This window comes from Gordonibacter sp. An230 (assembly GCF_002159915.1).
In the GTDB taxonomy this organism is placed as follows: Bacteria; Actinomycetota; Coriobacteriia; order Coriobacteriales; family Eggerthellaceae; genus Rubneribacter.
This window is the reverse complement of sequence record NZ_NFJP01000001.1, coordinates 249,631-261,698: the sequence shown is the minus strand read 5'-3', so window position 1 is coordinate 261,698 and position 12,068 is coordinate 249,631. Positions and strand designations below refer to the sequence as shown.

Below are 12,068 nucleotides of genomic sequence, written 5' to 3'. Positions count from 1 at the left end.
TGGCGATTTGGAAAAACCCCACCGGAGGGGTCTAGCCTGCGGCGCGCCCGGACGGCAAGATCGCCGATGCGCGCCGCGCGCCGGAAGCGCCGCAAGGCGAAGGCGGCGAGACGCCGAACCGCAAGCCACAAGCAACGGCGAAACGACGAGCGGAAGAACCGCGGGCGGCGAGCGCACGGTCGAACATCCGACGCAAGGGAGGACCAATGGAAGAAGGAATCATCTCGAGAAGGGGCTTCTTGGCGGGAGCAACCTCGGCAGGAGCGCTGGCAGCGCTCGGTCTGGCGGGCTGCGCGCCGAGCGGGACCCCTGCGGCCGACAGCGACAACGGCAACGCGGGCGAAGCGGAGTCGTGGGCGCAGCGTCTCAACATCGACATCGCCTCCGCGCTCCCCGGCAACACGCGCGAGGAGGTGGACGTGCAGGAGACGAAGACGTGCGACATTGCAGTGATCGGCGGCGGATGCTCCGGAACGAACACGGCCGTGCGGGCGGCTGAACTGGGGCTGAACGTCATCCTTGTGGAAAAGACGTCGTCGATCGGCGGTGCGAGCCTGAAGTCGTGGGCCCCCTCGGCCCCCAACAGTTCGTACGCGAAGGCGGCCGGCGTCGTCACAGACACCGACCCCGTCATCGAGCAGTGGGTGGCCGACTCGCACTGGCGCGTTGACGCGGCCGCCATCCGCCAGCTGGTGAACAGCTCGGGCGAAGCCATCGACTGGATGTCCCAGAACGGCTGGGAGTTCACCTACCTGGGGATGGGCTCCGACATCACGCAGCTGCCCGACTACGACCAGCGCGAGCCCCTGTTCCAAGCCATGCTCGAAAAGCACGTGGCGCCGAACGGCGAGGTTCTGCTCAATACGACCGCAAAGAGGCTCGTGACGGACGAGACGGGCGCGGTCACCGGGGTCATCGTCGTCGACGGCGACGGAACGGGAATCCAGATCGACGCGAAGGCCGTGGTCATCGCCACCGGAGGATATGGCGCCAACGCAAACATGGTCAAAACCGCGTTCGGATTCGAGGGCGTGTTCGCCGGACTGCCCCAGAACATCGGAGAAGGCCTCGAGATGGCCTGGCAGGCAGGCGCGCAGAAGCCGCAGAACTTCGGCGGGCAGATGCTCCACCAGACGCTCGCGCGGACCACGGATGCGCTCGTGGGACAGTTCGACGACTTCCCCTGCAAATACCCGATGATCTTATGCTACGTGGCGAACCTCCTCAACGTCGAGGCCACGGGAACCCGCTTTCGAAACGAGGCGCTCGTGCTGGACGCGGTTCCTGCCGCGAACTCGAGCGCCTACCAAGGGTCGTTCCATTACGTCGTCGTCTCGCAGGACATCATGCGCGTCCTCGAGCAGGAGGGCCTCGCCGGCCTGGGAGTGGACTACAGCCCCGGCCTTCCCCCCGAGTACAAGCCCGTCTTCGAGCTCAACACGCCCTGGGCCGGCATCGGGGAGGTGTTCGATGCCATGGTTGAAGCGGGCGGCGGCTACAAGGGAAGCACCCCTGAAGAGCTGGCCGAGGCCGCAGGGATGGACGTCGAGCTGTTCGCCGACCAGCTCGCCCGCTACGAGGAGTTCTGCGCATCGGGCGCCGACACGCAGTTCGGCAAGAGTCCGAAATACCTCAACGCTCTGGGCGAAGGCCCCTACTATCTCATCATCGCGGAAGAGAACAACCTATGCTCGTGGGGCGGCCTGCTTGTGAACACCGACTACCAGGTGCTCGACGACAGCCGCATGCCCATCGAAGGCCTGTACGCCGTTGGCAACGAGGCGGGCGGGAACCTCTACAACGACACGTACGTGGGCTTCGGCTACGGCATGGCGAACACCATCACGTCCGGCTACCTCTGCGGAACGAAGCTGGCCGAAAGGTTGTAAGCCCTTCGAAGCTCGCCGCGAAAGAGCGGATCTTGCGATCAGGGGATGCTCGGATGGAGGCGCGAGGCGTCTCTCCATCCGAGCCGAGGAGGCGCTCCGTGCGGATCCCCTCCTCGAAAGCTTCGCGAACGCCACCCGCAAGAGAGTTTCAAAGCAGATCGTCGGCACCGCGCTCAAACCGTCCGGATGTCGCGCCCTCCCCTCCGGACGTGACATCCGGACGGGCGCTCGGCCATGCGGCGGGCGCCCGTCCGACGCTCGGCCGGCCGCCGCGGCCCTCAGCCGGCCGACCGCCGCGACCTCGCATGCCATCGCCTCGGCAAAGTCCGCAGACTGCCGCCTCCGCCGAGCGGCCCGGCAAATCCGCACTCCCGTCCACGGCGTCTGCGGAAAACAAAGCGGATGGCACGTCCTTCCGTTTGCCGAGCGAAGGCTCCAACGGCTACTCGAAATGCTCGGCAGCCACTCCGAGCTGATGGATGATGTCGATGCCCTGAGGGCACATGCTCTCGCACGAGCCGCATGCAACGCACTTCGAAGCGGGCCCGGGAGCGGCCTGCCACGAGTAGAGGCCCTTCGCGAACTCACGGTTCTCGGTCATGAGCTCGAGGTTGATCAGACCGAGGATGGTTGGGATGACCACGCCCTGCGGACAGTCCTTCACACAGTAGCGGCAGTTCGTGCACGGAACGTTCGCCATGCCGCGCAGCGTCTCCACAGCTTCGTCGAGGGCGCGTTGCTCTTCGGGCGAGAAGGGACGGTTCGCTTGGTAGTCGGCCACGTTCTGACGCACTTGGTCGAGGCTCGACATGCCAGAGAGAACGGTGAGCACGTTCGGAAGGTTGTAGCAGAAGCGGTACGCCCACGAGGCCAAACTCGCATCGCCGTTCGCGGCGCGGAGCACATCGGCCGCGCGCTCGGGCAGCTCGACGAGGCGACCGCCGCGCGCCGGCTCCATGATGACCACGGGGACGTCGTGCTTCTGCGCCACCTCCATGCAACGCCGCGCCTCCACCACCGGATCGTCCCAATCGAGGTAGTTAACCTGCAACTGCACGAAATCCATCTGCGGATGCGCTGCCAGCAGCGCGTCGAGCGCGTCGGCCCCATCGTGCATGGAGAAGCCCACATTCCTGATGAGACCGCGTTCCTTCGCTTCGAGGGCAAAGTCCCACATTCCGTACTCGTCGAACTTCGCGGTGCGCTCGCCGCCCACGTTGTGCAGCAGATAGAAGTCCACATAGTCCAGCCCCATTCGCTCAAGCGATGTGGGAAGGTTGGACTTCGCCGTGCGAGCATCGGGCGAGGCCCAGGCCAAGCATTTCGTGGCGACGGTGAAAGCGTCTCTCGGGTAGCGCTCCACGAGCGCTTCGCGCAACGCAGCCTCGGACGCACCTTCGTGGTAGACGAACGCCGTGTCGAAATACGTGCCGCCGCCGGCGATGAAGGCATCGACCATCTGCTTGAAATGCTCGATGTCGATGCTCTTCTGGTCGTTCGGATCGATAAGCGGCAAGCGCATGCAGCCGAAACCCAGCTTGGGCGTGGACGCGAATTCTGACCTCATGGGGAAACTCCTCTCGATAGATTCGCGTGCTATCATAAATGCTAGAGCATGCTCCAAGTCAAGAGGTCCATTAGCGAAGGACGGGATTCTCGACGGGTTAGCCGGGGCCATCAGCCCATCCCCTAAAGCCCATCGAACAGTGCCTGAAACTCCCGTTCGAAAACGCTGCCTTTCAGGCGCACAAAGGAGATGTCATGCTCGATCGGCGGACCTTCGAACTCGACGATGCGCAGCGTGCCTGCGGCCACCTCGCGCGCGACGGCCGCCTCGTATAGAAATGATATGCCCAAATCGTGTTCGACGAACACCTTGATTACATCGAGGCTTTCCACCACGCTCACGTTCGCGAATCCCTCCACAGCGAGGTTTCGCGCCGCCAGCGCGTGCTCGAGCACCGCACGGGTGCCCGAACCCAGCTCGCGTACGATGAGCCGCTCGGCGAGCACATCCTCCACTCGCATGGGCTGCGAGGCGAACTTGTGGCCGGCAGCGCACACGCACACAAGACGCTCTGTGCGGAACACATTCCATGCGTACGCGTCCCTGTCGAAAAGGCCCTCCACGAACGCGCAGTCTATCTCGCCCGCATCGAGCAACGCCAGAAGATCGTGCGTGCCGCCCGAACGCACCGCTATGCGCAGTTCGGGATGTCGCCGCAGATAGTCGGCCAACGGCGCGGCCACCAGATACTCGCCCGCCGTCAGCGTCATGCCCACAGCAAGCTCCATGCCCCCGCCCGAAGCGACGTTGCGCACGCGCTCACGCAGCAGGCGCTCGTCATGGGCCATCGTGGCAAGCGCGTCGCGTAGCAGCGCTCCTGCGGCCGTGAGCGAGAGCCTCCTTTTCCGATAGGCGAACAGCGGCGCGCCGTATGCTCGCTCGAGATAGCCGATATGCTGCGACACCGCCGGCTGCGTGATGTTGAGCTCCTCGGCTGCACGTGTGTAGTTCATCGTCCGGCATACGGTCAGAAACGTCTCGACGCGAAAATCCTGCATGGCTCCAGCTTTCCTCGTCCATAAAGTATAATTTCAATTTATTGAAACATAATAATTCATAAGTTTTCTTTTTTGCTTGAAAATGGAAGAATAGGTTGCGCGCCGGAAATCCGGCGGTATCCTCCGAAGCACCCGACAGAAAGGCAGCGCCATGCGCGAACTCGTCAAAAAAGTTCCCATACCCATCGCAGGAGTGGCGCTCGGCCTAGCCGCACTGGGCAACCTGCTCCAGCCCTCCTCCGAGGTCGCGCGCGCGGCGTGCGGCGTCTTGGCGCTGCTGCTCGTCGCCCTGCTCGTCGCCAAAATCGCGCTGTTCCCGCGCCTTGTTCGCACCGACATGCGCAACTCCATCATGGCAAGCGTCAGCGCCACGCTGTTCATGGCAGTCATGCAGTTGACCACTTACCTGGCCCCTTTCTTGTACGAACTAGCTGAAGCCGTCTGGGCGCTCGCTGTCATTGCGCACCTCGCGCTCATCGGATGGTTCACCACCCGTTTCATGGCGCGCTTTTCCCTGCGCGAGGTGTTCCCCACGTACTTCATCTGCTACGTGGGCATCATCGTCGCATCGGCCACCGCGCCCACGTTCGGCATGGAGTCGGTGGGGCATACGTTGTTCTGGCTCGGATTCACCTGTTACTTCGCGATGCTCGTCTTGGTGACGTACCGCTATGCCAAACACGAGGTTCCCGAAAGCGCCCGCCCCTTGTTTTGCATCTACACCGCACCCATGAGCTTGTCCATCGTGGGCTACTTGGCCACGGCGAGCGAACCGAACGCCCTTTTCGTCGGAATGATGCTGACGTTTGCGCAGGCGATGTTCGCGTTAGTGCTGCTGCGCCTCCCCTCCTTGCTCAAGCTGAAGTTCTATCCCAGTTACGCAGCTATGACGTTCCCCTTCGTCATCACGGCCACGGCGCTCGGAAAGGCACTCGCGTTTTTCCAGTCCAACGGAATGGCCATCCCCGACGTGCTCTTCGCACTGCTCTTCGTCGAGACCGCGCTAGCGACGACCCTGGTGGTCTACGTGCTCGCACGCTACACGCACTTCCTTTTCAGGCGCACCGAAACGCCGCGAGCCGCTACGACCTCCGCACCCTCAACCACGTCGTCGGACACGGCGGCCTTCGAAGCGACCATCCGCGAAGGCGGGCAGATCGCACGCCTCTCGGAAAGCCTCGAGCACTAGAACGCAGTTCCTAGAACCCGCCGTCCTGCTCGAGCGCGCGGGCGAGGATCTGCATGCGGGTCTCCACATCCTCGATGATGCGGCTGCAATCCTTGAGCTCGGCGAACGAGTCGATGCCCTCCACCTCGCGCACCGCCTTGTACTTCAGATCGTGCTCGAGGCTGGCCCAGAAATCCATGGCCACCGTGCGCAACTGCACCTCGACGGGGATGAGCTCCTTTTTATCGAGGAAGTACACGGGGATGCGCACGATGACGTGCAAGCTTCGGTAGCCGTTGGGCTTGGGATTGGCGATGTAATCCTTCACTGCGACGATCTCGAGGTCGTCTTGGCGCTGCAGCAGCTCCAACAGGTTGTACACGTCGTGGATGTACGAGCAGATCACGCGCACGCCCGCGATGTCCATGATGTAGCGCTCCATGTTCTCGAGCGTGGGCTGCTTGCCGTAGCGGCCCAGCTTCTCGAAGATGCTCGCCGGCTTCTTGATGCGCGACTCCACGTGGTGGATGGGATTGCGGTGTTTCTTCAGATTGAGGTCCTGGTCGAGGATCTCGAACCGCACCTCCATCTCGCGCATGGCGGCCTGGTACTTCTGGATGATCTCGCGCGTGCGCGCTTCGACGCTTCGCAGCTTCCGCAAGCTATCGTCGATCGGTTGGCATGCATCGTCGTGCAGTCCGAGCGAGGCCTCCACACCCCGCTCAGACAGGCCCTCGCCGGCAGAAAGCCGATGATCGAGCGGCTGTTGCTGGTCATTCGGTCGCTGAGGGCCCTCACCCTGCGACGACCGATGCTGCTGCGACGCAGATGCGACGTCGGACATACCTACTCCTTGACGTAATGAGTGCGTTTCGCGCTCATGATACCGCGTCGGGCGGCTCGTGATCGTGCGCCGGCACAATCTCGCCCAAATAGCCAGATGTCGACTTGCACCAAGTCCCTCCGCCCGCTCCAAACCGCATCCCGCGTCGTGTGATATGCTCCGGGAAGGGGAAGGAAACGGGCGCAAACTCGCCAAGGCGAAGGAGGGTTCGCATGTACCGCATCAAAGAGTTCGCGGCGATGACAGGACTGCCGCCGTCGAAAATTAGATTCTATGAGAAGCACGGCCTTCTGGCAGCGCGCAGGGAGGAGAACGGCTACCGCGTGTTCTCGCCGGAAGACGCCTTCCGCTCGAATGCGTTCCGCGTGCTGTTGCAGTACGGCTTCACCGTGGAGCAAGCCGTCGCCATGTTAGACGCCGAGCAGGGTGCCGAGGACTTCAAGCAATCGCTCATTGAGCAGCGGACGAAGCTGCGACGCGAGGCCGACCTGCTACGTTATCGCCTGGCAAAGCTCAACAGCGCCATCGAGCTTGTGAGCACGGGAGACCAGGCAGCCTTCACCCTTGTGGCAGCGCCCGACCAGTTGTACGTGAGCGCATCAGTGGGCCGCGATTTCAGCATATCGACGCACCATGAGCGAGACCTCGCGCTGCTCTACGACCTGTTGAGCGTCACAAGCTGCGCACGCATCATTTCCAAACGCGATTTCGACGCGCCGGGCGACACGGTGGAGCCCAGCTACGTTATCGCATTGCCCGAAAGCGAGGAGCATCGGCTGAAAGGGGTCGATATCGCCCATGTGGAGCGCTTGCGTCTAGGAAAATGCGTGCGTTTCCGCCGACGCGTGACGCGCGAGGAAAGCGTGCGCAAAGAGACTTTCGCAGATTTGTTCGCATACCTCGACGAACACGACCTCTCGCTGCGGGGCGATTTGATCCTGTTCCCATCGTTTCTGAACCTCGATGGGAACGGCAGCGACATCGAAACGCTGTTCGTGCCGGTGAGGCAAGGAGAGGCCGACGCGAACGCGCGAAACGAAAGGGCCGGAAACGCCCTTTGACGAACCGCTCATGAAAGGTGCTGAAAGGGCATGCGGAAACCGCGCTCGAAAGGGTGCGGACCAGCGCTGCGCGGGTGAGGCCGTGCGCGGGAAGACGTCCGAAGATTCACCCTCCCATCTGGACGACCGCGGCCGCAAGCCGCGAGGGAGCGCTCTTCCGCTTCCATCGCTTTGGGCCCTCGATGAGCCGAGACGGCATCGAGACGCCGTCCGCCAAGCGAAACAAGATTGCCCCGCCGTTGGAGGGAGGGAAGACGGCGGGGCGTTCGGAAAGGGGGTCCCTCGGCACGGGGGAGGATGCGCTGAGGGGAGGGTGTTCGAAGTTACTAAACCCTACGCCTTGAGCGCGGCCACGGCCTCCTCGGCTGCGATGTAGCCGGAATCGATGCACAGGCCGTAGCAGTAGCCGGGGATGTCGTAGTAGGGCGAGTAGTACAGGCTGCCCGCGTCGGTGCCCGCGGCGTAGAGGCCGGGTATCGGATCGTTCGTCTCGGCGGACAGCACGCGGCAGCAGTCGTCGATGCGCACGCCGCCGAACGTGCTCCACGCGCTCGGCTCGTTCTCGGTCACGTAGAACGGCGGCGTGGCCACCTTCGAGAGGTACCACGGGTTCGCGCCGAACTCGGCGTCGGCGCCGGCGTCGCAGAACTCGTTGTACCGTGCCACCGTCTGGGGCAGCTCGTCCAGCCCGAAGTGCTCGGCCAGCTCCTCCAGCGTGTCGGCCTTGAAGCACCAGCCTTCCTCGATGCCCTCCTCGATGTCGGCGGGCAGGTTCTCGAGGATACGGTCCTTGAAGTAGTTGCCGATGAACCACGTGTCCTCGGTGGCGCCCTTCGCCGTGGTGTAGTTGTAGAGGCCCTGCGTGCTCATGGCGTCCACGTAGGCCTGGTCGACCACGGCGTACCACGGGGAGTTCCTGAGGATCTGCTCGGAGCCGTAACTCATGGGATAGTCGCACAGCAGGCCCTCGTTGATGAAGCGCTTGCCCTCGGCATCCACCAGGAGGCAGCCGTACAGGCCGAACTTGAACGCGGTGTTCTGGTCGAACTTGTCCTGCTTGGCCGGGCGCGAAGCGTTGGCGTGCGTGCCGCCGTACTCGCAGGGGCAGTAGCCGTACGTCTTCTCCAGCGCAGCACCCGCCTTCTCGGCCGCGAGGATGGTGTCGCCCGTGCAGATGGAGTCGCCGCCGCGCGCCACGTTGAGCTTGCGCGTGTGCAGGAAGCGCTCCTGCAGGTCGCGGTTGCCCAGGTAGCCGCCCGCCGCCAGAATGACGGCCTTGGCGTTGAACGTGATGTTCTTCTTGTCCTTCTCGACGGCGTTCACCCCGGTCACGGAGCCGTCATCACCGGTGGCCAGCGACACGAGGGCCGTGGAGAACCGCACGTCCACGTTGTGGTCGGCCAGCGCCTGCTCCCACAGCTTCGCGCGCTCGTCGGAGACGTTCGTGATGGCGTGGAAGCCGCCCTTCTCGCCCATGAACGGCGTCTCGAAGCGGAAGTTCTTCTCCTCGAACGTGTAGCCGATCTCCTCGAGCTGGGCCACGGCGTCGGCCGACGTCTCCAGGCAGCGGCGCATGAGCGCGGGGTTCGGCGTCCAGTGCGAGTACTCCATGACGTGGTAGAACGCGTCGTCCACGGTGAGCGTGGTGCCGCCGGGCTTGTTCTGCAGCACGTCGGTGCCCACGGCGAACGGGCCGGACACGTAGATGCCGTTCGGGGCCGCCATGCTGTCGCCCTTCTCCAGCACCACCACGTTCGCGCCGCCCTTCGACGCGCGCAGCGCCGCCATGAAGCCGGCCGCGCCGCAGCCGACCACCACCACGTCGGCATCCACCGTCTCCTCGGCTTCGAACGGCTGGTCGTCCGCTTGGGACGCATCGACTGCGCCATCGGATTGAGACGATTGGCCAGATTGCTGCGGCGCACACGCCGCGAGCGCGCCTGCGGATGCCGCACCCAGCGCCGACAGCGCCGCGCCTTTGAGGAAGCTGCGACGGTTCATGCCGCGCGTCGCCTTGGCCCCAGACGCCGAAACGCCCTCGTCGACCATGCTCGCTCCGATGCCCTCTTTCTCCGACTTTTCCATGAATGTCCCCTTTCTGACCCGCATCCCCGAACCAGGACGTCGTCTTTCCGTCCTTGCCGAAGGGAAGCGGCTCGTTCCTTGCCGATTGAAAAGCCGCATCCCACGGTACAGCTTGAACCATGTCGAAGGTCAAGGGGCATGCACGGCGTTTTCCACGGAGAGGAAAGAGGGTTCGCGCTGGAATCGGAGACGCAGCTGCGGGCCGCAGCCCCACCCTCCTCGATCGCATGCAAAAGGACGGGTTCCTCCATCCGGCAGAAGCACGCTCGAAGCCGCATCGCCGCAGATTACGCGCGATGGGCAGGCCCCACCCGCACGAATCGCGTCCCGCTGCGAACAGGGAACGGAAACGGCGGCGTGCCGATCACGCAGACCCCTTCGATCGTTTCTCGAGCGATTCGAAAGCGGTCTGCCCTCTCGCTTTAAAAAATACTTATCGAAAGACTTATGGACGAAAAGCCGTGCTTTCTCCGATCATCGGCGAACGTTTTACGAGAAACCCCAGGTCGTGTTTCCATCGAGCGGTCAATCGCCGAATCTCTACGATGGAATCCGCAGAATGCGCGCGTTTTTGTCCAAAGCTCTTTCGCGCAGGCCGCCCCGCTACCGCCGACCTGGGCTGCAGCGGACGCGCCGCGTCGGCTCTGACCGAAAAGCCCTCCGCAACGCAGCCCATCGAAAACGTCGGAGGAAGCGGCGAGCGGCCTTCCGAAACGCAAACGGCGACACTGCGTCCGCCCCTCTCCGGCCGCCGTTGCGCAACGGCCCCCCGACCGCCGCTCGCGAAGCGCCTAGCCCCTTCGTCGCGCCAAGCCATGTGCGAGCCTCAAAGGCGCCGCTTGGCGTCTTCCCATAGAGACTCCTGCTCGCTTGCGGAAAGCTCCTCGATGCGACGACCCTGCGCAGCGGCGGCGGCCTCCATGGCGGCCCAGCGGGAGCGGAACTTCGCGCACGTGGCGCGCAGGGCGCTTTCGGCATCCACGCCCATGCGGCGCGCAACGTTCACCAAGCTGAACAGAACGTCCCCAAGCTCGAGTTCCACGGCGGCGACGGCGTCTGCGGACGGATCGGGGGAGGAAACCCGGCCGAAGCCGAATTCGACAGCCGATTCGGAGCCGATGGCAGGATCCTGATCGGAACCGACAGCCGAACCGAAGCCGAGCTCGGCATCGGCAACACGCCCGGAGGCGGAAGCGACGGCGCAGCCGGAAGCTGAGACGGGATCGATCGAAGCGCCAGCATACCCGGATCCGGAAACGGCAGATGCGGGAGCCGACCCATCGCGCTCGCCAGCTTCCACAGAGACATGCGCATCCGATGCGCGCGCAAGCGCAACGCTCGCGTCCACTTTTCCGTTCGCGGCCTTCGGCGCGGCCGCATAGGCCTCTTTCAGTTCGCCGATCTCCTCGAACACCTTCTCCCACACGTCGTCGAGCGCATCCCATTCGAACCCGGCGGCTGCGGCTTTGCGCGACACCTTCTGAGCCTGCATGAGCGCCGGAAAGCTCGTCGGCACGCCATCGAGCAAGCCCTCTCGCCGCGACGGCCCGTTCGCGCCGCCGCTCCCGTCTGCCTCGGCCGAGCCGACGGCGCCTGCACCAGGGTCGGCGGACCCGGCGGATCCTCGCTCCGCCAGCTTCACCTTGTCCCACAAATCAAGCACCTCGCTCGCGTTTGCGGCGGTTGCCTCGCCGAACACGTGGGGATGGCGGCGCACCATCTTCGCATTCACGTCGACGCAGACGTCGTCGATGTCGAACTCGCCCGCATCCGCGGCGATCTGGCTTTGCAGCACCACCTGCAAAAGCACGTCGCCCAGCTCCTCGCGCAGGTGGGCCGTATCGCGGGCCTCGATGGCATCGACCGCCTCGTAAGCCTCCTCGATCATGTTGTGCGCGATGCTCTCATGCGTCTGCTCGCGATCCCACGGGCACCCATCCGGAGCACGAAGCGCTGCGATGGTTGCAACGAACTGGTTGAACGCTGGATGGTCGGTCGGCGACGCAGCCCTCTCCCTCGCCGACGCGCCGCGCCTTTCAATCCGGCAGCTTCCCTCAACTCCACTGGGATTCTCCACCTCCGCAGCACCCGCGAATCCGCCGTCTCCCCCGGCCACGATACCTGCGGAGCTGGCGAAACCAGCGGCTACCTCGACGTCATTCACTCCGTTCGAGCCCGCAGTCGTCGATGCGCCCATGTCATTCGAAGCGCCCTCCGCGCCCGCATACGCGCCGATGCCCTCCGCAGCGCTTGGGCGATCCAAGGCTCCCCCGGCATCCCTCCTCGCATGCGCGCTCGCGAAAAAGCTTTCTCCTCCTGTTCCTGTCGTGCATTCCATCTGAAAGCGCTCCATTCATCGATCCTTCCTCTATTTCGGTCAATATACCCTCTCAAAGCCGTCGAGAAGCCATTCTCTGCCAACAAGCCCCCGTTCGCTTACGCTGCCCGCACGCCAT

The 12,068-nt window shown here is 64.0% G+C and carries 8 protein-coding genes; 3 read left to right on the top strand and 5 right to left on the bottom strand.

Annotation, left to right across the window (positions count from 1 at the left end; translation table 11 throughout):
* Positions 1 to 206: 206 nt before the first annotated feature.
* A complete protein-coding gene (locus B5F40_RS00930; RefSeq protein ID WP_087192495.1) occupies positions 207 to 1,889 on the top strand; it encodes an FAD-dependent oxidoreductase in 1,683 nt (560 codons plus the stop codon).
* 442 nt (positions 1,890 to 2,331) lie between these two features.
* On the opposite strand, the gene B5F40_RS00925 is transcribed toward B5F40_RS00930, so the two are convergent.
* Positions 2,332 to 3,456 (bottom strand): aldo/keto reductase, encoded by a 1,125-nt coding sequence (locus B5F40_RS00925; RefSeq protein WP_087192494.1) that lies wholly within the window; start codon positions 3,454 to 3,456, stop codon positions 2,332 to 2,334.
* A 122-nt stretch (positions 3,457 to 3,578) separates the two neighbouring features.
* Positions 3,579 to 4,454, bottom strand: coding sequence for a LysR family transcriptional regulator (locus tag B5F40_RS00920; RefSeq protein ID WP_087192493.1), 876 nt, complete (start codon positions 4,452 to 4,454; stop codon positions 3,579 to 3,581).
* 151 nt (positions 4,455 to 4,605) lie between these two features.
* Here B5F40_RS00920 and B5F40_RS00915 point away from each other — a divergent pair, with 151 nt between their 5' ends.
* Positions 4,606 to 5,643, top strand: coding sequence for a TDT family transporter (locus B5F40_RS00915; RefSeq protein ID WP_087192492.1), 1,038 nt, complete (start codon positions 4,606 to 4,608; stop codon positions 5,641 to 5,643).
* Positions 5,644 to 5,653: 10 nt separating this feature from the next.
* Here the strand turns inward: B5F40_RS00915 and B5F40_RS00910 are convergent, their stop codons facing one another.
* Positions 5,654 to 6,466 carry a GTP pyrophosphokinase gene (locus tag B5F40_RS00910; RefSeq protein WP_087192491.1) on the bottom strand — a complete coding sequence of 271 codons (813 nt, stop codon included), beginning with the start codon at positions 6,464 to 6,466 and terminating at the stop codon, positions 5,654 to 5,656.
* A gap of 212 nt (positions 6,467 to 6,678) precedes the next feature.
* On the opposite strand from B5F40_RS00910, the gene B5F40_RS00905 reads away from it, so the two are divergent.
* Positions 6,679 to 7,527, top strand: coding sequence for a MerR family transcriptional regulator (locus B5F40_RS00905; RefSeq protein WP_087192490.1), 849 nt, complete (start codon positions 6,679 to 6,681; stop codon positions 7,525 to 7,527).
* 333 nt (positions 7,528 to 7,860) lie between these two features.
* On the opposite strand, the gene B5F40_RS00900 is transcribed toward B5F40_RS00905, so the two are convergent.
* Positions 7,861 to 9,612 carry an FAD-dependent oxidoreductase gene (locus B5F40_RS00900; RefSeq protein ID WP_162610836.1) on the bottom strand — a complete coding sequence of 584 codons (1,752 nt, stop codon included), beginning with the start codon at positions 9,610 to 9,612 and terminating at the stop codon, positions 7,861 to 7,863.
* A gap of 826 nt (positions 9,613 to 10,438) precedes the next feature.
* Positions 10,439 to 11,965 carry a nucleoside triphosphate pyrophosphohydrolase gene (gene mazG / locus B5F40_RS00895; RefSeq protein WP_239442827.1) on the bottom strand — a complete coding sequence of 509 codons (1,527 nt, stop codon included), beginning with the start codon at positions 11,963 to 11,965 and terminating at the stop codon, positions 10,439 to 10,441.
* Positions 11,966 to 12,068: the final 103 nt, after the last annotated feature.